The sequence below is a fragment of the Mesorhizobium sp. M0243 genome (genome assembly GCF_040321775.1).
Taxonomy (GTDB): Bacteria; Pseudomonadota; Alphaproteobacteria; order Rhizobiales; family Rhizobiaceae; genus Mesorhizobium.
The window spans coordinates 16,411-37,696 of sequence record NZ_JAMYSF010000041.1 but is presented as its reverse complement, the minus strand read 5'-3'; the positions used below and the strand labels follow the sequence as shown (position 1 = coordinate 37,696).

At 61.2% G+C, this 21,286-nt stretch carries 19 protein-coding genes and 7 pseudogenes; 16 read left to right on the top strand and 10 right to left on the bottom strand.

All coding sequences use genetic code 11. From position 1 onward, the window contains the following. Nucleotides 1-93 precede the first annotated feature (93 nt). From NKJ11_RS31525 to NKJ11_RS31515, 3 genes and pseudogenes are all read right to left on the bottom strand, one after another. Nucleotides 94-417: pseudogene (locus tag NKJ11_RS31525) on the bottom strand (ATP-binding protein); the annotation flags it as partial. A gap of 344 nt (nt 418-761) precedes the next feature. Next, a complete protein-coding gene (locus tag NKJ11_RS31520) occupies nt 762-1,565 on the bottom strand; it encodes an IclR family transcriptional regulator (protein WP_352795041.1) in 804 nt (267 codons plus the stop codon). Between the two features lie 231 nt (nt 1,566-1,796). Next, the gene (locus NKJ11_RS31515) at nt 1,797-2,933 is read right to left on the bottom strand and encodes a hypothetical protein (RefSeq protein ID WP_352795040.1); all 1,137 of its coding nucleotides are present in this window, start codon (nt 2,931-2,933) and stop codon (nt 1,797-1,799) included. Nucleotides 2,934-3,240: 307 nt separating this feature from the next. Here NKJ11_RS31515 and alr point away from each other — a divergent pair, with 307 nt between their 5' ends. The 9 genes and pseudogenes from alr to NKJ11_RS31470 all read left to right on the top strand — a co-directional run bounded on the left by alr (nt 3,241) and on the right by NKJ11_RS31470 (nt 10,911). After that, nucleotides 3,241-4,407: an alanine racemase gene (gene alr, locus NKJ11_RS31510; RefSeq protein WP_352795039.1), complete on the top strand. Its 1,167-nt coding sequence runs from the start codon at nt 3,241-3,243 to the stop codon at nt 4,405-4,407. A gap of 20 nt (nt 4,408-4,427) precedes the next feature. Next, complete coding sequence (locus tag NKJ11_RS31505) at nt 4,428-5,282, top strand: DMT family transporter (RefSeq protein WP_352795038.1); 855 nt, start codon at nt 4,428-4,430, stop codon at nt 5,280-5,282. Nucleotides 5,283-5,339: 57 nt separating this feature from the next. Next, on the top strand, nt 5,340-5,717 hold the full coding sequence (locus NKJ11_RS31500) for a hypothetical protein (protein ID WP_352795037.1): 378 nt from the start codon (nt 5,340-5,342) through the stop codon (nt 5,715-5,717). A gap of 262 nt (nt 5,718-5,979) precedes the next feature. Then, nucleotides 5,980-6,324: an IS66-like element accessory protein TnpA gene (gene tnpA, locus NKJ11_RS31495; RefSeq protein WP_095205366.1), complete on the top strand. Its 345-nt coding sequence runs from the start codon at nt 5,980-5,982 to the stop codon at nt 6,322-6,324. After that, on the top strand, nt 6,321-6,662 hold the full coding sequence (tnpB, locus tag NKJ11_RS31490; RefSeq protein ID WP_258052477.1) for an IS66 family insertion sequence element accessory protein TnpB: 342 nt from the start codon (nt 6,321-6,323) through the stop codon (nt 6,660-6,662). The genes tnpA (NKJ11_RS31495) and tnpB (NKJ11_RS31490) overlap by 4 nt, the downstream gene beginning before the upstream one ends. 71 nt (nt 6,663-6,733) lie before the next feature. Further along, nucleotides 6,734-7,624 (top strand): annotated as a pseudogene (gene tnpC / locus NKJ11_RS31485) (IS66 family transposase); the annotation flags it as partial. 80 nt (nt 7,625-7,704) lie between these two features. Continuing rightward, complete coding sequence (locus tag NKJ11_RS31480; protein WP_352795035.1) at nt 7,705-8,949, top strand: site-specific integrase; 1,245 nt, start codon at nt 7,705-7,707, stop codon at nt 8,947-8,949. Beyond that, nucleotides 8,946-9,908, top strand: coding sequence for a tyrosine-type recombinase/integrase (locus NKJ11_RS31475; protein ID WP_352795034.1), 963 nt, complete (start codon nt 8,946-8,948; stop codon nt 9,906-9,908). Before NKJ11_RS31480 ends, NKJ11_RS31475 begins: the two co-directional genes overlap by 4 nt. Continuing rightward, nucleotides 9,901-10,911 carry a tyrosine-type recombinase/integrase gene (locus tag NKJ11_RS31470; protein ID WP_352795033.1) on the top strand — a complete coding sequence of 337 codons (1,011 nt, stop codon included), beginning with the start codon at nt 9,901-9,903 and terminating at the stop codon, nt 10,909-10,911. Before NKJ11_RS31475 ends, NKJ11_RS31470 begins: the two co-directional genes overlap by 8 nt. 108 nt (nt 10,912-11,019) lie before the next feature. On the opposite strand, the pseudogene tnpC (NKJ11_RS31465) reads toward NKJ11_RS31470, so the two are convergent. From tnpC (NKJ11_RS31465) to tnpA (NKJ11_RS31455), 3 genes and pseudogenes are all read right to left on the bottom strand, one after another. Then, a pseudogene (tnpC, locus tag NKJ11_RS31465) lies at nt 11,020-11,898 on the bottom strand (IS66 family transposase); the annotation flags it as partial. 66 nt (nt 11,899-11,964) lie between these two features. Further along, the gene (gene tnpB, locus NKJ11_RS31460; protein WP_023680052.1) at nt 11,965-12,312 is read right to left on the bottom strand and encodes an IS66 family insertion sequence element accessory protein TnpB; all 348 of its coding nucleotides are present in this window, start codon (nt 12,310-12,312) and stop codon (nt 11,965-11,967) included. Then, a complete protein-coding gene (gene tnpA / locus NKJ11_RS31455) occupies nt 12,309-12,662 on the bottom strand; it encodes an IS66-like element accessory protein TnpA (RefSeq protein ID WP_352795032.1) in 354 nt (117 codons plus the stop codon). The genes tnpB (NKJ11_RS31460) and tnpA (NKJ11_RS31455) overlap by 4 nt, the downstream gene beginning before the upstream one ends. A 417-nt stretch (nt 12,663-13,079) precedes the next feature. On the opposite strand from tnpA (NKJ11_RS31455), the gene tnpA (NKJ11_RS31450) reads away from it, so the two are divergent. From tnpA (NKJ11_RS31450) to NKJ11_RS31440, 3 genes and pseudogenes are all read left to right on the top strand, one after another. Next, a complete protein-coding gene (tnpA, locus tag NKJ11_RS31450; protein ID WP_352795031.1) occupies nt 13,080-13,550 on the top strand; it encodes an IS66-like element accessory protein TnpA in 471 nt (156 codons plus the stop codon). Then, on the top strand, nt 13,531-13,884 hold the full coding sequence (gene tnpB / locus NKJ11_RS31445) for an IS66 family insertion sequence element accessory protein TnpB (RefSeq protein ID WP_352469379.1): 354 nt from the start codon (nt 13,531-13,533) through the stop codon (nt 13,882-13,884). The genes tnpA (NKJ11_RS31450) and tnpB (NKJ11_RS31445) overlap by 20 nt, the downstream gene beginning before the upstream one ends. A gap of 54 nt (nt 13,885-13,938) precedes the next feature. After that, a pseudogene (locus NKJ11_RS31440) lies at nt 13,939-14,401 on the top strand (transposase domain-containing protein); the annotation flags it as partial. Nucleotides 14,402-14,692: 291 nt separating this feature from the next. Here NKJ11_RS31440 and NKJ11_RS31435 read toward each other — a convergent pair. Beyond that, nucleotides 14,693-15,862 carry an IS110 family RNA-guided transposase gene (locus tag NKJ11_RS31435; protein WP_352795030.1) on the bottom strand — a complete coding sequence of 390 codons (1,170 nt, stop codon included), beginning with the start codon at nt 15,860-15,862 and terminating at the stop codon, nt 14,693-14,695. A 76-nt stretch (nt 15,863-15,938) separates the two neighbouring features. On the opposite strand from NKJ11_RS31435, the pseudogene tnpC (NKJ11_RS31430) reads away from it, so the two are divergent. Then, a pseudogene (tnpC, locus tag NKJ11_RS31430) lies at nt 15,939-17,045 on the top strand (IS66 family transposase); the annotation flags it as partial. A gap of 421 nt (nt 17,046-17,466) precedes the next feature. Here tnpC (NKJ11_RS31430) and NKJ11_RS31420 read toward each other — a convergent pair. Together NKJ11_RS31420 and NKJ11_RS31415 are read right to left on the bottom strand one after the other, a co-directional pair. Then, nucleotides 17,467-17,804: pseudogene (locus tag NKJ11_RS31420) on the bottom strand (recombinase family protein); the annotation flags it as partial. Then, nucleotides 17,797-17,970 carry a hypothetical protein gene (locus NKJ11_RS31415; protein WP_352795029.1) on the bottom strand — a complete coding sequence of 58 codons (174 nt, stop codon included), beginning with the start codon at nt 17,968-17,970 and terminating at the stop codon, nt 17,797-17,799. The pseudogene NKJ11_RS31420 and the gene NKJ11_RS31415, both read right to left, overlap by 8 nt. Before the next feature lie 406 nt (nt 17,971-18,376). Here NKJ11_RS31415 and NKJ11_RS31410 point away from each other — a divergent pair, with 406 nt between their 5' ends. Together NKJ11_RS31410 and NKJ11_RS31405 are read left to right on the top strand one after the other, a co-directional pair. After that, on the top strand, nt 18,377-18,772 hold the full coding sequence (locus NKJ11_RS31410) for a recombinase family protein (RefSeq protein ID WP_352795028.1): 396 nt from the start codon (nt 18,377-18,379) through the stop codon (nt 18,770-18,772). Between the two features lie 123 nt (nt 18,773-18,895). Further along, nucleotides 18,896-19,912, top strand: coding sequence for a hypothetical protein (locus NKJ11_RS31405; RefSeq protein WP_352795027.1), 1,017 nt, complete (start codon nt 18,896-18,898; stop codon nt 19,910-19,912). Here the strand turns inward: NKJ11_RS31405 and NKJ11_RS31400 are convergent. After that, a complete protein-coding gene (locus tag NKJ11_RS31400; RefSeq protein ID WP_352795044.1) occupies nt 19,909-20,367 on the bottom strand; it encodes a hypothetical protein in 459 nt (152 codons plus the stop codon). The two genes, NKJ11_RS31405 and NKJ11_RS31400, sit on opposite strands and share 4 nt — an antisense overlap. Between NKJ11_RS31400 and NKJ11_RS31395 the strand changes: the two are divergent. After that, nucleotides 20,316-20,716 (top strand): annotated as a pseudogene (locus NKJ11_RS31395) (ATP-binding protein); the annotation flags it as partial. The gene NKJ11_RS31400 and the pseudogene NKJ11_RS31395 overlap by 52 nt on opposite strands. Nucleotides 20,717-21,286: the final 570 nt, after the last annotated feature.

Sequence of the window (21,286 nt, the reverse complement as noted above, 5' to 3'; positions counted from 1 at the left end):
GCAGGAGCGGACACAGTCCATTATCACAATCACAGGATCAGCAGATCCAGCTTTTTCAATAACATAGCGAGGTGTGCATTATGTCGTGGGATCGGCTGGTCCGATCAGGAGCAGGCTATGGCGCTGTCTGATCCAGTCGCATGTCGCCAGCCTCATGAAGAGATTGCGATCGAGACCGCGGGTTGGCCGGAAATCGGCGTTCTCGATCTGGGCGTCGTGACGTAGTCTGGCGGCTCGCGCTCTGGCCTCGAAGCGCTTCTGACGGCGCGTTGTCGCCTCTCGTTCGAGCAGAAGGGCGAGCCATTCGCCATGCTGGAGGGCTCGTGCCTCCGGCTGCGTCTCCAGTTCCTGGAACGCGTTGGCCATGCCGGAAAGGCCGAGTTCACGCAGCATGTCGATGGTGGGATTGGTCAGCATTTTTTTATTATCTCCTTAATGAAAGTAGCCTGGGCCGCGAAGATTGGCGTGCTCGCCGACGGCGGCAGGTTCGGCGGTGTGCCTGGAGGCTTTGTGGGATTTGATGAGGGCGCTGATGCTTTTGCAGTTCAGGCCGCCGATCTCGAGAGCACGGGCCGAAACGGCTTCGGCCTGCGCTGTGTCGATCGCTTTGGTAGAGCTTGAGAACGCCGAGGCATGTCCTGAATCCCTGTTCCGGATGCGGCCGGCTGGCAAGGATGGCGATGACGAGCCCCTCGGTCTGTAGACCGATCGAACGAGCCCAGCGCCGGAAGCGCTCCGGCGACCATTCCGCGTAGTCACGGCTACTGCCCCTTGGGGCGGGCAGAAATCACAATTTGCTGTATGGTCTGAATCTCGCGCCTCATCCACCTCAGGAGCTTCGGAATCCGCTCTTGCGGCATCTGTACAGTTGTCGCCCTGATAGCCAAGGCCCCAACGACATCCCTGCCAGGCGGTCGGATCGGCAATGCTAGCGATGAAATTCCAGCTACGAGATGGCCCTGATCTAGAGCATACCCTACCTTACGGATGCCCGGCAGTTGGTGCCAGATCTCCTCTGCACTTAGGCCGTTGAAAGCGTGGTAGAGGTGAGCGTCGGCGCTTATGATTCCATTGGCTTCTTCAGGCGGCAGAAAAGCCAGAATTGCAAGGCTTGCCGAACCGACGCCCAGCGGCACCTGGCTGTGACGGGCCAGGCTGTCAATGGGGTAGGTTCCCTCTTGCCTATCTAAGCACACACTATGGAAGCCGCTTCGCGCCACCAGAGAGACAGAATTCCCAGTTTTGGCTGCCAGCCGCAATAGCGCGGGACGGCAGCAACGACGTAAGCTCGTGCTTTCAACGGCCTTGACTCCGAGCGTGTATAATAACAACCCCAAGCGGTAACGCCTCGTTGCGGGTTCCCTCTCAAGTAGTAAATGCCGCTCAAGCGCGCTAACGATCCGATGCGTTGTTGACATGGTGAGGCCGAAAGCTTTCGCCATTTCGTGCACGCGCGCCCCTTCCTCCCCCGCCTCCGCAAGATAGTTTAGAAGAGCCACAGAGCGGTCGAGAAGCTGTGCGCCCTTTACTTGTTCTGTTTCAATCTTATTGATTTGCCTTCTCACGATGGCGCCCCTCAAGGTTGTAAAACGGTCGACTGCCAGGGCGTTCAGTGGAAAAAACGGTGTTCCAAGTTCTGCCGGAGGCCGGCTGCATTTTTTTGCAATCGGGCGAGACGCTTGCGGTGGCAGACAACTTATCGACGGCCGGGAAGGTGAAAGGGCTCAGATGGGACAAACAGCTGTACATTGGCAGACCAGGCCGCGATTAATGTAGTCAGGCGGCGCGAGTGGCGCCTATGATTGAAGGCGGTCGCAATATTCGGCGTATTTAGCTGCCAACTCATCTGCGCGTTTTTCGCACTCATCCAGCGCCATTGCTTCGCAATCATAGCCGAGCAGCTCACGTAGGATTCCTGCCGATTCCCCCGTGAAGCGCACGGTACCGTCGCTTTCGATTGCCTCGATTCCATCGTACTTCTGGCATTGCGAATTGATCTCCACCGCATTGTCCAAGGAAAAGCCTTGAGGCAGTTCGATCGAAATACCAGTTGGAGCAATCCTAACGGGATAGCCTCCCACGAGACCTAGTGGTCCCGGTGCGTGAACAACGCGTTCCAAGTGATCGGCAAACGCACGTAGAATCGCTATCGCTGACGAAGCGGTGACGGATTGCCCCGCAAGACCTTTCACTCGGCGAAAACGTCCGGCTACGTTCGCGAAGATTTCATTGTGCCCCAGTTCCTGTGGATTAACTTCCTGGCCGTTCCGATATATGGTCAGGTGATAGGGCGCTCCGTCCGTGGAGCCGGTGCTCGGCATACGATAACTCACATAATGTTGGGCAAAAAACTGCACATCCACCGCTTTCAGTTCGCAACCCAGAAGATGTGCTGCTGCCAACCTGATGCCCGGCACGGCATTTGCGATGTTGCCGATCCCAATTGTCGGCGAGAGACCCTCGGCCGCAAGCGCGGCATTCGTCACGTCAGGGTAGGATGCGTTTACGACGATGCTCTCCACACCAGCTTCCCGCACAGCTCTCATGAGACGTCGCACGAGCATTAGATGCATAGGCGTCCATACGCCGCCGCGTGCTCGATCGATTTGCTGATAGGCATCGGTCGGCAATTGCGTTATTCGCCACCAAGAATGCAAAGTCGTGGCATTAAAAATTATATCAGGACGGAGGGCCGCTAGGCGCTCTGCTGTAGCCTCTGTATTCATCAAATCCAGCGGAACGACCTCGATGGCCGGAGAGAGCCCGAGGTTTACGGCAGTGTACTTTGCGAGGTTGACCCTCAAGGAGGCCCGCTGCAGATCTCGTGCTCCAACGTGCAGATCGTAGGGTCTGCCGCTTTGGCTGAGAAAATCAAGAACGGCCCCACCAAGTACGCCGTGTCCAACAATTAGGATCTTTACCCGGCCATTCACTGCAGTTCTCCGGTTCGTTGTCGAAGAAGGTTGTAACGTGGGTTTTGCAAGGATGGAAGGGGAATTGTGATTTTATGTTTCGCGTGTGAAACAATTTTGCAATGTTAATTTACATTATCTGATACTGCCGCTACTAGACTTGCGGATAATTCTTTGTTCTTCTATGTCTATACCAGAACTAAAGCTGATACTCGCTGACGTGTGGCAGGAGGTATGGAGTGCGGCTGAGCTTTCGATGTAACAGTTTACATGTCGCCCGGCGAATTTGCGGTGCTTCGAAGGGCGGGCCGAGGACGGAGAGCAAGACATGTTGACCTCGGTACGACCTGCCGATGTTGTACTCGAAATCGATCTCAGCGCGGTTCAGGCGAACTTTCAGACCATATCGGCCCTCGTTGGGCCACAGGTAAGGGTAGCCGCTGTCGTCAAAAGCGACGCCTACGGGCTTGGCTTGGTTAAGATTGCAGGCGCGCTCATTGACGCTGGATGTGATCTGCTCTTCGTCGGCAATCTGCACGAAGCGCTGCTTCTGAGATCGTCCCACATGGGCGCGGCAGTTGCGGTTTTTTGCGATGAGTTTGCGAGGTATGGCGGACACTACCGATCGAACAACCTTATACCAGTTGTGAACAATTGTGTCGAACTGGATGCCATTAGCGGCGCACGGGACCCGCAAACATACTTCCTCAACGTGGAGACTGGGCTCTCTCGCCTTGGCCTCGCTTTCGATGACGTACGGCGCAAGCATCTTTGTGGTATCTTCAAGCGGCGTCCCCCTTCGGTCGTACTCAGCCACCTCGCATGCAGCGAACGCGCTGGGGACGCAATGAATTTGCTACAAAGGAACCGCTTTCGGGCGACGTCAGATCTGCTTAAACCGACACTTCTCAGTCTCGCGGCCTCTGCCGGTGTGTGGCTAGGGGAGCGCTATCACTTCGATATGGTACGGGTGGGCTCGGCACTTTACGGACTTAACAATGCCGGCATTCGGCCAAATCCTTTAAAGCCCGTTGCCGGCCTCAAGGCAAAGACACTCGAGGTGCGCAATGTAGCAAGGGGGGAGGCAGTTGGATACGGTGCGACTTTTCGCACGGCCCGAGCCAGCCGCATAGCGATCGTCGCGATCGGCTATAAGCATGGCCTTCCATGGGCCTCCGCCAACAAGATATCCGTCCGGTTTGCTGGATACTCTGCTCCTTTAATCGGAAGGGTGTCCATGGAATACATAACAATTGATGTAACGGATGTTCCTGAGACGCTTTGTGGTCCGGGTACGAATGTTGAACTGCTGGGCGACGATTTCACCGTCGATGACCTTGCCGCGACCGCTGGAGTTCATCCACAAGAACTGCTCACGCGGCTTGGTGTCGGTTGCGCAAGGCGGTATCTGAATAGTTCTTCTGCATCTGCGGGTGTTCCGGGCAATTTTACTAATGCGGGCCATGGCCGCGATCCGCGCGCCGTCCCTGGCTAGAGCGAAGAGGCCCGACTGCCTTGCTTCAAGATAGTTATAGGAAGGGGCTTCTTTTTGTCACGATCTCTGCAGTCGCGTGGAGCACCGCAGGGCTGTTCGTCAGGGTTCTGCCTCTTGACGCTTGGACAATTTTGCTTTGGCGCAGTCTGTTTGCAGCGGCTTTCCTGGCAATTCATCTCTTTGTAGATGGGCCAAGACATAGCCTTCGCCCAACAGGGCGAGGGGTGATTGTTGCAGCCTCGATGGCAATCGCCATGCTAGCGTTCATCCCCGCGTGTCAGTTAACCTCGATCGCCAACGTAGCAGCCCTCTATGGGACGACACCGGTCTTCACTGCGATCCTGGGGTGGCTTTGGCTGGGAGAGAAAATTCGTCCTGCGACCCTGTTGGCAATAGCAACGATGGCCGCAGGTACCTGCGTGCTCGTCTGGGAAACAGGTCTAGACTCCGACTTTGTTGGCAACGCCCTCGCCGTCGCCATGACCTTCATGACCGCCTTTGTTGCTGTGTGTATCCGCCGGCACCGCGAAGAATCGCTTCTGGCTTCCATCTGCGCGGCCAACGTTTTGGTCTCACTGCTCAGCTTGTGTTTCGCTGCGCCGCTATCACCAAGTCTGAGACATCTGGTATATCTTGCGCTTTTTGGCCTGGTGCAGGTGGGATTGGCTTTTGTGTTCTATTCGGCTGGCGCTCGTCGCATTCCAGCTTCGCAAGCCTCCTTGATTGGAGCGCTAGAAACGCCGCTGGCTCCATTTTGGGTGTGGCTCGCATTCGGCGAAACACCCTCCCTGTCGACCCTCGTTGGGGGTGGGATCATTACCGCATCAACAGTTGGGTACCTTCTAGCGACGGCCGGACTCGCGGCGCGCCCGTAACGCTGACGTTTGGCTGTCTCAGGAGTTGCAGGAAGGCGTGAAAAGGAGCTAAGGTCAATGAATAATTTGCAAGCGCCAATCATAATTGAAGGCATTGCGGCGATCATAGAAAGGTATCGTGCTGTCGTTCTGGACCTATGGGGCGTCTTGCACGACGGGGAAGTTGCCTTTCCTCACGCGATCACTGCCCTGAATGCTTTGCGAAACAAGCATCTTGATATCTGCCTCCTATCGAACTCTCCCCGTCGTGCCTACCAAGTTGCTAAACACTTAGAGTCGATGGGAATAGGGCCGCCTCAATATAACTATATTGTCACGTCTGGAGAGCTGATTTACAAGGCGCTAGAAAATGCCTCGGACGACTGGAATAGAGCACTCGCAGATCGCTACTTCCACATCGGACCACCTGAGCTGGCGGGCTTGCTCCTGGCTTAGATCGGTTCGAGGTCTTTTCACCTCGGGACGCCGACTTTATTTTAACCACCGGGGGGAGCACTCAGCCGCCGAAAGAAGTTGCGGCACTGCTGGAGGAATGTGCTTTGCGCAAGCTTCCAATGGTCTGCGCGAATCCCGATCTGGTCGTTTTAGTTGGCGATCAACTTGTTGTTTGTGGTATCCATCCGGCGTGTCGCGCCTTGTTCGGGTGATGAACGAGTGGTCTTAAGCGTGCTCTTATGAGCGCACTTAGGAGCAGTTGATGGGTCAGATCACGTTGCTCACAGGCCCCGAACGTCGGCGGCGGTGGAACGAAGAGGAACGGCGCCAGATTTTGGAGGAGGCGTTTTCGCCCGGAGCCTGTGTGACGCAGGTGGCGCAGCGGCATGACGTTTCGACGGCGCTGATCTACACTTGGCGTCGCAAGCTGTGCGAACACGTCCCGGACCCGTGCCTTACAGAGGCGGTGGTTGTCGATGAAGACGTCGGCCATCCACTGGAGCACCGGCCGGCTATTGTCGTGGAGCTGGTAAAGGGCGGCCGGGTGAGCATCTTCGCGGGAGCGACGCCCACGCTGGTTACGGCAGTGGTAAAGGCACTGCGGTGATCCCGTCGGGCGCGCGGGTGTGGCTGTCGATGGGCCACACCGATATGAGGAAGGGCATGCAGGGCCTGGCTTTGCTGGTGCAGCAGCACCTGAAGCGCGATCCTCACGGTGGTGATCTCTACGTTTTCCGCGGACGCGCCGGATCGCTGGTAAAGATCATCTGGCATGACGGGATCGGCATGTCGCTTTATGCCAAGCGGCTCGAGAAGGGCCGCTTCATTTGGCCTCAGGCGAAGGACGGTGCAGTGTCGCTGACGAGCGCTCAGCTGGCGTGTTTGCTCGACGGGATTGACTGGCGCAACCCGCAGTACAGCTGGCGTCCGGCGAGCGCGGGATAGGACGCGGATTTCCTCAGCCAAAGCGGCATTTTTCGGTTGCACCGAGAGACAGGTGCTGATTCATTTCGGCCATGGAAGCCGCCGTTTCGCCCCTGCCGGACGATGTCGAAGCGCTTAAGGCGCTGGTTGTTTCGATGGGCGCCGAACTTGCCGCCGCGAGGGCTAAGGCGTCGGCTACGGAAGCTCTGATCGGGCACCTCAAGCTGCAGATCGCCAAGCTCAGGCGCGAGCAGTATGGCCCCAGCGCCGAGCGCAGCCGCCGGCTCCTGGACCAACTGGAGTTGCAACTCGAGGAACTCGAGGCCACCGCCAGCGAAGATGACCTTGCCGCCGAGGCGGCGGCGACCAGGACGACCAGTGTCACCGCCTTCGAGCGCAAACGGCCAGTGAAGAAGCCGTTTCCCGAGCATCTGCCGCGTGAGCGCATCGTCATCCCCGCGCCATGTTCGTGCCCGACTTGCGGCGGGACGCGGCTTTCGAAGCTCGGCGAGGACGTGACCGAGACGCTGGAGGTGATCCCGCGTCAGTGGAAGGTCATCCAGACGGTGCGCGAGAAGTTCTCGTGCCGGAACTGTGAGACGATCACCCAGCCGCCGGCGCCGTTCCATGTCGTGCCGCGTGGCTGGGCAGGTCCTGGCTTGCTCGCCATGCTGCTGTTCGACAAGTACGGCCAGCATCAACCCTTGAACCGCCAGGCTGAACGTTTCGCTCGCGAGGGCGTGCCACTGAGCCTGTCGACGCTCGCCGACCAAGTTGGCGCGGCCACTTTCGCGCTCATGCCCCTCTATCGCCGGATCGAGGCTCATGTTCTCGCCGCCGACCGATTGCACGGCGACGACACAACGGTGCCGGTCCTCGCCAAGGGCAAGACCGATATCGGCAGGCTGTGGGTCTATGTCCGCGATTATGCGCACCCGATGATTATGCGCAGCTCACCGGGACATTTATCCAGTTTTCTTCGGCAGATCAGTGAGATGGTGGCCGGCATTCAAACTAGGCGCTGCGCATAATCCTTCCGAGTCCCATCAACTCGGAGATCCACATGCAAAAAGCGATCATCCTTCAGCCACAGCCCCGCGCTTGGCTGGAGGGCAGTATTCTTCGGCCCTACGTTTCGCAGTACGGTGAGCACTTGCAGCGAAGGCGATATGCGCCGAACACGCAGCGCGCCTATTTGTGCTGCATCGCGCATTTCGCCTATTGGCTGACTCAGGAGGGGTATGACCTGGAAGCGATCGGCCAGGGCGCCGTTATGCGCTTTCTCTCGGAGCACCTGCCGGCGTGCGCCTGCTCCGACCCGGTCCGTCGTTTGCGCCATGAGTTGCAGGCGGCACTGGGCCATCTTTTGGAGGTACTCGAAGCCGGCGGCGTGGTGCTGCAGTATCCTGCCCGCAATTCCGCCATCGAACAGGAGCTGACGCGCTTCGATACCCACATGCGCGACGTCTGGGGATTGGCGGACAACACCCGTCGGAAGCGTTGCCGAGTGGTTGGAGGATTTCTCGTCGAGCATTTCGGCGAGCAGCCGATCTCCCTGGCGACAGTCAACGCCGCATCCATCCGCCGCTTCGTCCTTGGCAAACAGGGGCGAAGACCCACCACCGTCGCCGCGATCGGCGTCATCATTGGCTGCTATCTCCGCTTCCGCAGCATGTCCGGCGACCGGGTGAGCGGACTGAAGGCCGCGATTCCCCGGGTCGCCCACTGGCGGTTGGCATCATTGCCCGAGGTGCTGACCGGCGCCGAGATCGAACTGCTGAGTTCCTTTGATCAGGCGTTCCCGTCGCGCCTGCGGGCTTATGCGATGGTGCGGTGTCTGATCGATCTCGGTCTGCGATCCAGCGAAGTCGTCAAGCTGCAGCTTGACGACATCAACTGGGCCGATGGCACGATCAAGCTTGTCGGCACCAAGAGCCGACGCGCGGATGCTCTGCCGCTACCGTCCGAGACGGGAGCGGCGATCGCAGCCTATCTGCACGAGGAGCGGCCCGCGACGTCGAACCGGGCCATATTTGTTCGCCATGTTGCCCCCTACAACGAGCCGATCACGACGAAGAGCGTCAAACGCGCAGTACTGGCCGGCTACCGACGATGTGGATGGACGCGGACCGGTGTCCACATTCTCCGCCACAGCATGGCGAGCCGACTTCTGCGCGCCGGCGCGCCGATGAAGGAGATTGCGGACATCCTGCGGCATCGAAGCCTCGACACGTCCGCCATTTACGCAAAGGTCGATCTGACCAATCTTGCAGCTGTGGCCCTACCCTGGCCGGGGAGCGCGCAATGACCGGCGCGCGCACCATGCTCTCGCTGGCAAAGGACTATTTGTCCGAACGCCGCGCCCTTGGTTTCGCCCTCAGGATGCAGGGCCATCAAATCACCGCCTTCGCCTTGTTTGCCGACGAGCGCGGTCACAGTGGCCCGCTCACCAACGATATCGTCCTGAACTGGGTGCAAGGCCAGGCCAAACGGGCCAGTCCTTTCTCATGGGCCCGGCGCCTCGAGGCCCTTCGCCCGTTCGCGAGGTATCTTGCCCGGCTCGATCCCGGCACCGAGTTCCCACAAACCGCGACCTTTGGTCGTTCACATCGCCGCCTCGCACCGCACGTCTATTCGGAGCAGGAGATCTGCGACCTTGTGACCGCCGCTTCGCGCCTCGCCCCTGAGGGCGGGTTGCGGCCGGCAACCTACGCGACGATCTTTGGGCTGATCGCCGCTACGGGTCTGCGCCGGTCAGAAGCACTTCACCTGCGCTGCAGCGATGTCAATCTCGATGGAGCGTTCCTTACGGTTCGGAACACGAAGTTCCGCAAATCCAGGCATGTGCCCATACACGCCACCGTCGTAGCCAAGCTACGGCGCTATCTGGCGGTTCGGGCGCGTCCTGGTGCACTCACCGAGGACTCACCGCTGTTCCTGTCTCCGGCGGGTGGATTCATCGCGGAGCGGAGGATCAATAAGGTTTTCCAGAAGCTTCGCACCAACCTTGGTTGGACCGCGCGGGGCGGCCATGGCAAGGTGCGTATTCACGACCTGCGCCACACCTTCATTTGCCGCCGTATCCAGCTCTGGCACGAGCATGGCGCCGATATCGACAACGCCATGGCGGCGCTCTCGACCTATGTCGGCCACGCCAAGATCTCCGATACTTATTGGTATTTGACCGGCGTCCCGGAACTCATGGCGGTCGCTGGCAAACGATTTGAGCTGTTCGCCTCTACGGTTGGAGGGGGTCATCATGACTGACCCCAAGCTGGCATCGTCCTTCCCCATCCTGCTGCAACGCTTTTTCGTCGAGCATCTGGGCAATCAGCGAGCCGTCAGTTCGCGCACCATCGCCGCCTACCGCGATACCTTCCGATTGTTGCTTGACTTCGCCGAGGCGACGATTGGAAAGGCGCCCACCCGGCTGACCCTGGCCGACCTCGATGCGCAGTTGATCCTGAGCTTCCTCGACCACTTGGAGAAGGAGCGGAGCAACGGCGCCCGTACTCGCAACGCCCGCCTGGCGGCACTTCGCTCTTTCCTTAAGTATGCCGCCCACTACGATCTGACCGCGCTCCCCGTCATCGAACAGGTGCTGGCCATTCCGATGAAACGGTTCGACCGGCCGGTCCTGGGATTTTTGTCACGCGAGGAGATGCAGGCGATCCTTGAGGCGCCGGATGCGCGGACATGGGCAGGTGAGCGGGATCGCGCACTGTTCAGTCTGATGTACAACACCGGCGCCCGCGTGTCTGAAGCCATTGGCCTGCGCGTCGGCGAGGTCGCCGTCGATGGCTCGGCGGTCGCGCACCTGCATGGAAAGGGGCGCAAAGATCGCAGCGTGCCGCTCTGGCGGACGACCGCCAACCTGATCCGCAACTGGAAGCGCCGGTTGGACTATGGGGGCGAGGAGAACTTCCTGTTTCCGAACAGAGGCGGCGGATGCATGGCGCGTTCGAACGTCACCCAGCGCCTTGAACTTGCGGTCTCGGCCGCCGCGGAACGTTACCCGCAACTCGCGCGTCGCTCGATTTCGCCTCACACCATCCGCCATACCACGGCAATGCATCTTCTGCAGTCCGGCGTCGACATCAGCGTCATTGCCCTATGGCTGGGTCATGAGAGCCCCGCCACGACGCACATGTACCTTCAGGCGGATCTCGCCATGAAGGAGCGTACGCTCAACCGGCTGCAGCCCATGACGGCCAGTCAAAGCCGGTATCGACCGCCGGACCAGCTCATGCAGTTCCTGTTGAGCCTTTAAAAATTATGCGCAGCGCCTAGTTTGAATGCCGGCCACCATCTCACTGATCTGCCGAAGAAAACTGGATAAATGTCCCGGTGAGCTGCGCATAATCATCGGGTGCGCATAATCGCGCACATAGGTCCATAATCGGCCGGTATCGGTCTTGCCGTTGGCCAGGACCGGCACCGTCGTGTCGTCGCCGTGCAGACGCGAAGCGGCCAGCACATGGGCTTCGAGCTGCTTGAACAGCGGCATCAGCGCCGCGGCGCCGGCGCCGACCTGGTCGGCGAGCGTCGGCAGGCTGAGCGACACGCCTTCGCGGGCATAGCGTTCGGCCTGGCGGTTAAGCGGCTGATGCTGGCCGAACTTCTCGAACAGGATCATCGCCAGCAGGCCGGGACCGGCCCAGCCGCGCGGGGTGGCGTGGAAGGGCGCCGGAGCCTGGCTGATCGTCTCGCAGTCGCGGCAGGTGAACTTCTCCCGCACGTGCTGGATCACCTTCCATTGCCGCGGCACCACCTCCAGCGTCTCGGTGATATCCTCACCCAGCTTGCGCAGCCGATGACCGCCGCAGCAATGGCAAGCGGCCGGCGCCGGCTCGACCACGCGTTCGCGCGGCAGATGCTCGGGAAATGGCTGGCGCGCCGGTCGCTTGCGCATGTAAGGCGCCACCTCGGTGGTCCGGGCCGCGGCCTGTTCGGCGGCGATCTCGTCTTCCGTCGCGGTGCTCTCGAGTTCCTCGAAGGTGAGTTCCATCTGGTCGTGCAGGCGGGCTGAGCGTTCAGAACTCTGACCATGCAGCGCCCGCTGCAGCTTCCGGATCGTCAGATGCTGATGCGCGATCAGCGCCGCATCATCCGATGCCTTGGCCCTGGCGACCGCCAGTTCGGCCTCGACCAGCGCAGCGCGCGCGGCCTCGTCTTCGGCTCTGGCCAGCGCCGCGGTCAGCGCTGCTCTCAGCGCGCCAATATCGTCCGGAACAGCATCCTGGGCGGTGGCAACCATGCCCTGGAGTGAATCATAAAACGCGTCCGCTGACTCGCGGAAAATGGCGCAAACTCAAAGAAAAACTCAGCCCGCGCGCTGCGGGCGGAACGTGTGAAGCGGGTTGCGCCAATCGATCCCGTCGAGCATGTAGGCGAGCTGCGCCGGTGATATGGAAACCGTGCCGTCCGCCGGCGACGGCCATAGAAACCGGCCCTTCTCGAGCCGTTTTGCATACAGCGACATGCCGAGCCCATCATGCCAGATAATCTTGATCAGATTGCCGCTGCGGCCGCGGAAGACATAAATATCGCCGGCATGCGGGTCCCGGCCCAGCGTCTCCTGAACCTGCAGAGCGAGGCCTTGCATCCCGCGACGCATATCGGTCCGGCCGACCGCCAACCAGATCCGCACCTGGCTCGGAACCGGGATCATGAAACGCCCAGCGCCTTCACCATCGCTGCCGCCAGTGTTGGTGGCGTGGTCAGCGGAATCCGCAGCCGCACCTTGCCGGCGACCTCCAGCTCGATCACCGCTGGGGATGCCGCCGGCCGCGAAACGGCGACAGGCTCATCGGGAACCACGACAACTTCGGCAAAGCCCGTCTCGCGGGCTCTCATCGTGCGGCGCCACTTGTAGATCAGGCTGGTCGCGACATCGTACTGGCGCGCTACCGCCGCCACTGTGGCCCCGGGCGCGAATGCCGCAGCCAGTATCCGGCACTGATCTTCTTCACGCCAACGACGACGACGCTCCGGCCCGGTCAATAATGTCACATGGCTCATGCTGTGCTGCTAACTTCGCTCGTAAGGGCGACCTTAAGAGCGCAGCCTCGCTACCGTGCCGTCCTCTCGCAAGGCGGCCTTCGCCGGAGGGTATCGTGTGATGCGCTCGATCGAAGATAGTGTACGGCGCACCGGAATTGATCGCTTCGACATGCTGCTCATTCACGATGCTGACCAACGTTTATCGGGGTAGCTCCAGAGGGCGCCTATAAGGCGCTCGACCGGCTACGGAGCGACGGCACCATCAAGGCGATCGGTGCTGGCATGAACCAGAATCCGATGCTTGCCCGCCTCGCACAAGATGGCGTGATGGACATCTTCTTGCTAGCCGGACGGTAAGCGCGAATTTCCCCGCACCTTTTGCTGTTGAGTGCTCTGATGCATGAGGTGTCCACCAAAATAGGTGGACACCTTGTGATGGAAGAAGATGAGCAGAAACTGCGGGTGAGGCTTGTCGGTCGGGACGGGCGCCGATACGACCCGGCATCGAAGGACCGTCTTGTCTCGGCCTGTCTTGAGCCTGGCGTGTCGGTCTCGAGGCTTGCGCTCGAACATGGGGTCAATGCGAACCTTCTTCGGAAGTGGATAAAGAAGCGCGCGGAGACCCAGTCCCTCCCACAGCCCCCACCATCGGCGTTCATCCCGGTTCAGATTGAAAGCACTTCCGATCGGGCCTTGCTGCGACAGAGCAGCATGGCTGCGGTGGATTTGCCGGGGACTTGCGATGGGGCACGTAGGTCGGCATCGAAAAGGACAGCGCCTTTTTCCTCTCCAGCCAAGGTGAGCGCGTCGCTGCCGAACGGCGTGAAGTTGACGCTGGAATGCGGTGATGTGGATGCGTTGACGGCGACCATCGGAGCACTGGGTCATGTTCAGACTGGGCGCTGACCTGAAAGTCTACCTGCACCGCGAGCCGATCGACTTCCGGGCCGGCATCAACAGCCTTGCGGTTCTGGTCCAAGAGACGATGGCGCTCGATCCGTTTGCTCCGGCGGTTTTTGCATTCTGCAATCGCCGTCGCGACCGGATGAAGCTCCTGTTCTTCGATCGGTCGGGCTTTGTGCTGGTAATGAAGCGGCTGACCGAGGACAAGTTCCGGTGGCCGCGCCGGGAGGCAGCGGTGGTCACGCTTACGACCGAGCAATTGCACTGGATCCTCGACGGCATCGACATCGATGCGATGGTCCGCCATCCGGTGCGGCAATATCAGGTTGCGGGTTGAGGGCTCTCGAATTGAGCGGTTGACGCGGCGGCATGCTTTCGATTCAAGAATCTGATGAATCGACCCGGCGAACCGACTGTTGAAGCGTTGATGGCGCGTATTGCTGCGCTGCAGGCGCAGAACCGTCAACTCACCGAACGCGTCGTCAAACTCGAGGAAGAGCTGGCGCTTGCACGACTGCATCGTTTTGCGCCGCGCAGTGAAAAGCACATTGACCGCCTCTTCAATGAAGCCGAACAGGCCGCGGATGAGGACGCCGCCGACAACGAAGATGGCGGCGTCGTTGTCCTGCCGGACACGGGCTTGCCGGCGAGCGAAGGGGCGACGGGAAAGAAGCGCGGCCGCAAGGCCTTGCCGGAAAACCTGCCGCGCGAGCGCGTCGAGTATGACCTTCCCGACGATCAGAAGGCTTGTCCTTGCTGCCGTCACCAGATGCATCGCATGGGCGAGGCCGTTACCGAGCAACTTCATATCGAGGTGAAGGCGAAGGTCGCAGAATGTGCGGTTCAAATATGCTTCACATGGGGATTACATGGTCAAGTGTGATTTTCCTCCTTCGCAGTTTCGGTCCAAGGTCTGAGCCTGATCACGTGACGCGGCCCGGTCGCCGGGCCTCATCCACCTCACATGCGGTCGCCGCTCCTGGGCGGCAGCACCAATATCCCGCTTGCGGCGGGCGCAGGCTCAGGAAGACGAAACCATTCTGCCGATCGGCTGTTGAGGCCATGCATATTTTCGGTTCGCCCACCTGGGATCCGAAAGGCTGATCAGGCCTTTGCGGAATGGAGGAAAAGGGTGGTGGAAGCGGTCATGCGGTTTTCATGAGGGCTCCCTCGATGATGACGCCGGCGGTCGCGTATTTCCACAGCGCCACCAGCAGCTTGCGGGCGAGCGCGACGATCATCGCCTTCTTGAGGCGGCCGCCGTTGCGCGCCACCCGTTCGCTGAACCAGCGGGCCAGGTCCGAGGCCGGCTGATGGCGCAGCCACAGCCAGGCAAGCTCGACCATCGTCGTTCGCAGCCGCGGATTGCCTGCCTTCGACACGCCTTGTTCGTGATCGATCTTGCCGCTCTTCCATGGGGAAGGTGCCAGTCCCGCGTAGGCGGCCACCTGCCTTCGGTTGTTGAAATGCCGGAACAGCCCTTCGGCGTGGAGGATCGTCGCGAATTCCGGCCCGATGCCCTTCAGCTTGAGCAACATCGCCGCCGGCGTCGAGGCGTCCACCGCCATCGCGGCGAGCAGCGCGTCGCGCTCGGCCTCCACCGCCTTGATCTGGCCGAGCAGCAATTCGAGACGGTCAAGCTCGCGGCCGATCTGGGCCTTCATGCGGGCCGGCAGGGCGCGGCCATCGCCGGTCCGCAGTTCTTCCAGGCGATCGCGGCGGTCGCGGCGCAAAGGCTCGTAGTCGCGGATGCCGTGGCTGAAGAGCAGGCCTTTGATGCGGTTGACGTGCTCGACCCGTTCGGCGACCAGCACCTTGCGCTCGCGGTTGGTCCGGCGGCGATCCTCATTCTCGGGCGTCGGCACCCGGACCATCGAGCAGACGCGCGGCTCACCCCGCTTGACGGCCAGCAGGGCGCGGATCAGCGCCTCGCCATCGAGCCGATCCGTCTTGGCGCGACGGTGGCGGCGCGACACCGCGATCGATGCCGCATCGACGATGTGACTTTCGATCCAGTCCTCGCGGTTCAGCACCCGGTCGATCCAGAAGCCGTCCAGCCCCGCCTCCTGGATCACCACCAACGGATAAAGCGTGCCGGTGCGCGCCTCGGCCTTGCTGCGCAGCCCGGTGAGGCAGACGAGCAGCCCGGCACTGTCACCGCCGGCGACCATGTGGCGCGACATCTTCTCGCTGCCCGGTACAATCGAGGTGACTAGCCAGGTCGATCTGGACAGCTCCAGCGAGACGAAGATTGCGCCAAGATCCACGCGGACAGCGGCTTGTAGCTCGGATTGATCGGCGGTCGAAAGATGCATGAAAGGGCCTCCAAAGAGCGAGTTGCGATGGCCCACTCTGCCAGAGTGCGGGCCACGATCCACTCCCCATGGGATCTGCCGTCATTGCGACCGTACCGGCATCAACACGCCGGTCGTGACCGCGCCGATGCCCGCGCAACCCTTGCCGGGCAGCATCGCCACGGCTTCGACGCTGGCCTTCGCACTCGTTCACAAATACGTCGACGGCACACCGCTCTACCGCCTGGCGCAGGCCTTCGAGCGCGCGGGCGTTCCTGTCAGCCGTGGCGCTTTGGGTCACTGGGTGATCGGCTCGAGCGAAAAGCATCTCGCCCGCATCTATGACGCCCTGAAGCTGCGGCTCAGATCGCAGCCCCTCATCCATGGCGACGAGACCACGGTCCAGGTGCTGAAGGAAATGGACAGAGAGGCCACCAGCACCTCGTACATGTGGGCATACCGGAGCGGCCACGACAGTGACGAGCCGATCGTGCTGCTCGATTATCAGCCGGGTCGCGGCCAGATACACCCGCAGACCTTCTTGGGCGATTACCGCGGCATCGTGATGAGTGACGGTTATTCCGCCTGGCGCACGCTGGAAGGGGCAACGCATCTTGGCTGCATGGCCCATTCCAGGCGGCGCTTCGTCGATGCCCTAAAGGCGAGGAAGAAAGGCGGCGGCCCGCCGGAACAGGCGCTCCGGTTCTTTGAACACCTCTATCGGGCTGAAAGGCAGGCGCGGAACGAAATCCCCGATGACGGCGAAACGCGAGATCACTGCATTCGCCGCTTCCGCCAGCAACATAGTGTCCCGATCCTCCATGCTCTCAAGGCATGGCTCGACGACATCGCCCCAAAAGTCTTGCCGGACAGCAAGCTCGGCGACGCCGTCTCCTACACCCTGAACCAATGGGGATATCTGACTCGTTACACCGAGGACGGCAGCATGCCGATCGACAACAATCTTCTCGAGCGTGACATCAGAATCTTTGCCACTGGTCGGAAAAGTTGGCTGTTCAGCGATACCGTCGACGGAGCCAGGGCCAGCGCCGTCATCTACAGCCTGATGTTGACCTGCCGCGCCTGTGGCGTCGAGCCGTTAGCGTGGCTGCGCCACGTCCTCACTGAACTACCTCAGCGCCCCGAGAACGCAGCCATCGAGGATCTGCTGCCCTTCAACTTCGCCAAAGCAACAGCAGCCTGATCAGACCAGATACCGTTCCCAATTCGAAGGCCATCCGTCAAAAGCGCCGGCGTCAACGTGCAGGGAAAATCGCGCTTACGCCGGATGTTATACGCTGCTCGATCACAGTGCGCTCGATGCGCTATTTCCGACCTGTGAAAGGCGCGGCACAACGATTCTGATCGGCGGTGTCTTCAATAGCGGCGTGCTAACTCAACCGTCGCCACAGGCAACCTTCGACTATGTGACCGCGTATGAAAGTTGGCGCGAGAACGCGCTCGACCACGGCGTACGTGTTCCGGAAGCGCACGAGACCGGCGATTATTGGGTTAAACGGGCACAGGCTGCGCATTTCGCGGAATGTGGGCGGCGATTTCACGCGATCTCGGGCACGTGTTTCACGCCATCGTGGGCAGCCATTTCGCGGTCGCGGGCAAGGCTGGATGATCAGGCTGCCCACCAGGGCACAGAACTCCAAGAGGGTGTGCCAGTCGCGCCCGTTGCGGGCCAGGCGCGAGGCCTCGAGGGCAAAGACCGCGCCCGCGCCGCTGCCGACCGCCGCCAGCAGGCGTTCGAAACCCGGTCGCGCCGTCCCGCCGCCCGAGCGGCCGAGATCATCGTCAATGACGACCACATTCACCCAGCCGAGGGCGCGGGCGCGCGTCTTCAGGGCGTACTGGCGTCGTCGGCTCTCGGGGTGTTGGCAAGCTGGTCCGGGGTGGACTGACGAATATAGACATAGGCGCTGCGCGCCAGGTGATCGGCAGTGATTTTAGTCATCGTCCGTCTCCTCCGGTATTCTGACCGGGGCGAGGCGATCGCTCAGGAGAGCTTTGAGCAGGCTCACGATCTCCGCGCGCCTCACTGGATCGAACAGCCGGGGCACGACATCGTCGGCCGCCAACATGAGAAGATCGAGTTGCCGCTTTTGGGCATGCTGTTGCATCGTCGTCTCCATCGTTGCGAATCGCTTCAAGCGATGGCGACAAGGATACGCCCTGCGCGTCGACAAGCCGGCGCAGCTCGCGCAGGCAGGCGAAGGAAAGCCGCGGCGTGGCCACCATCGGCGACGTCGCCGCGCCGGTCTCGGTCATCCACGCCGGCAGCAGCAGCCGGCCGCCATCCGGCAGTTCGACGACAAAGTGGGCGTCGCCGGCGTACAGGAGATGACGCACGCCGTGAGGCGCGCGCCGGCATGCGGGTGATGCGGATATTGGACAACGACTTCAAGCGGCTGTTGCTGGGCAGTATGTCGCGGGTTCGAAGGGCACGATGAGCGAGGCCGAACTGCACATCCTGAAGTCGCGGCTGCAAGGCGGCATTCTCAAAAGGCGCGCCGCGGCGAGCTCGAGATGCCGTTGCCGATCGGGTTGGTCTACACTCCTGACGCGCGGGTCGTGCTCGATCCCGACCGACAGATCCAGGACACGGTGCGGCTCCTGTTCGACACCTTCCGCGAGACCGGCTCGGTCTGCGCCGTCGTTCGCCGCCTGCGCGGCGGAAAGATCCTCTTTCCCCGACGTATCCGTCGCGGCATCGGCAAGGGCGACGTCCTGTGGAGCGAGATCGACCATTCCCGCGTGCTCCAGATTCTGCACAACCCGCGATATGCCGGCGCGTTCGCCTATGGGCGCACGCGCACCGCCTACAATGCCAGGCTCAAGTCCGTGCAGCTGCGCGTGGAGAGATCCGACTGGCAGGTGCTTATTCCCGAAGCCCACGAAGGCTACATCCTGGGCCGAGTATGAGCGGAATCAGACAACCCTGAACAGAACGCCGCCGGCTTTTCACCTGGCCTGCGTGGACGCATGCCCCGCCAGGGCAGCGGTCTGTTGCAGGGACGGCTACTGTGCGGCCGCTGCGGTGCACGCATGCGGGTCCATTACGAGCCATTCGAGGGGCGGCTGCGCCGGTATTATGTCTGCAACGAAGCCGTCGTGCGACACGCCGGCAAGCACTGCCAATGGGTGCGCGGCGCTCCGGTCGACGAGGCAGTCAGCGCGCTACTGCTGGAGGCGATGGCGCCGGCAGCGATCGATGTCGCGCTTGCCGTGCAGCAGGAGATCACCCACCGCGTGGAGCAGTCCGCCGCGCTGCGCGACACGCAGCTGCAACGCGCCCGCTATGAGGCTGAACTGGCCCGCCGGCGCTACCTGAAGGTCGATCCGGACAACCGCCTGGTCGCCGACGCGCTGGAAGCCGACTGGAACGCACGGCTGCGCGACCTCGATGCACTCCAGCGCGAGCACGAGCGCCAGAACGAGGCCGACCGCTCGCTGCTGGACGAGCCAGCGCAGGAGCGCATCAGGGCGCTGGCCGCCGATTTCCCGCGCATCTGGAACGACGAGCGCACCGGTGTTGTCGAACGCAAGCGCATGCTCGGCCTTCTCATCGAGGATGTGACGCTGCTCGTCGACGCGCAGGTCAACATCCATATCCCTTGGCGCGGCGGGCGCACGCAGAGTCTGTCGGTGACCAGACCACGGCCAATGTCAGTGATACGCAAGACGCCGGCACAGGTCGTGTCGTTGATGAACGAGCTGCTGGAGACCGCCAACGACCGGCAGATCGCCGCCCGTCTCAATGAACTCGGGTATCGCAACTGGCGCGGCGAACCCTTCACGCTGAAGAAGGTCATGCTCGTGCGCCGCACCTACGGATTGAAGAGCCGGTACGAACGGCTGCGGGAGAGCGGCATGCTCACCGGCGAGGAAGTAGCCCAGCAGCTTGGTGTGTGCGTCTCGACTGTTCACCAACTCGGGCGAAGGGCATTCTCAAGCGCCATCGATACGCCACCAACCACCGATACTTGTACGAACCGCCGGGCAAAAACGTCAGACTCGAAAAGGGCACCGGCAGTCGATATGGTGGTCGTCCGCCCAGATTAATTGTCGCTCAACCACTCCAACAAGGTGCATCGTGATGCCTGCTCCTTGTCGCGCGGCTTTGCTGGTCGGGTCGGCATTGCCTGCGCTGCATGGTCGTCTCCTGGCTGGCGTGAGTCGCTCTGCAGAAAACGTAGACATGCATCGATCTCGCGGCGCAGGTCGCGCAGGCATGAAAGGGGAAAACGGGGCGCCTCGCGAACCGCCATCGTCAGGGCGATCTCTTCCGTCATCCAGATCGGAATCAGCGCCAGGCTGCCATCCGGTTGTCGCCCGACATAGGCCGGCTCACCGCAATAACGCTGACGGCCTGTGACGAAAATCTCCCCGCCCGAACGTGGATGAAAGGCGTAACGGACAATCTTCTTTGCCTCGCCATCCTGATAACGGGCATTATGAGCCCAGTCCGACTGGCGTCGGGAAAAGCTGGCTGGCCTGCGCGCTCGGCCACAAGGCATGTCGCGAGGATCTCTCGGTCGCGTACCACCGTGTGCCGCGCCTCTTCGCCTCGCTCGCCCTTGCCCGCGGAGACGGCCGTTACGCGAAGCTGCTCAAGAGCCTGGCCAAAACGGACTTGCTTATTTTAGACGATTGGGGGCCGGAGAAGCTCAACGACGAACAACGCCGCGATCTCCTGGAAATCGTCGAGGATCGCTACGAGAAGCGTTCCACCATCCTCACAAGTCAAATTCCCGTGGATCACCCGTTCTCGACCGCCTTGTTCATAACGCCTATCGCATCGAACTTTCCGGGGAAAGCATGCGCAAACACAAGGTCCTGCCAGTCCCAGACGCAACTCCCGCTTGACCGAAAACGAGTTCGTCGACAATTATCGAAAGAGACCCAGAGGCGCTCTAAGCCGTCCGGCTTCGCCTCGGAATCGCGTCCGGTATTCTATCGGAATAGGTGTCCGGTTTCGTCTCGGAATCACCGTCCGGAATCATTGGAATACGCACACAGGTGGTTCGCCGCCGTTCTGCGTGGACATTACGGCTACTACGGCAGGCCGCACAACTACCCAGCGCTCAACGGATTCCATCGGCAAATGCCGCCGGATATGGCTACAGTGTCTGAGACGGCGCAGCCAGAAAAGCCGGCGCATGGGCTGGTCGGAGTTCGAGACCCTGACGGCGCGCTTCCCCCTGCCAACTACGCGCATCACTCGAACTTGGGCGCAGGCACGGATATAACGCGGGTTACCCTTGGGAAGAGCCGGGTGCGGGAAATCCGCCCGCCCGGATCTGTGAGGGCGAAAGCCGAATGGCTGAGCTACTCGACCACGATCGCCGGCCACGCCGACGTGACTTCAGATTACCATGATCACGCCACTCGTAAAGTCGTTGGCGACTGATACCAACTTCATCTGCTAACTTGCTG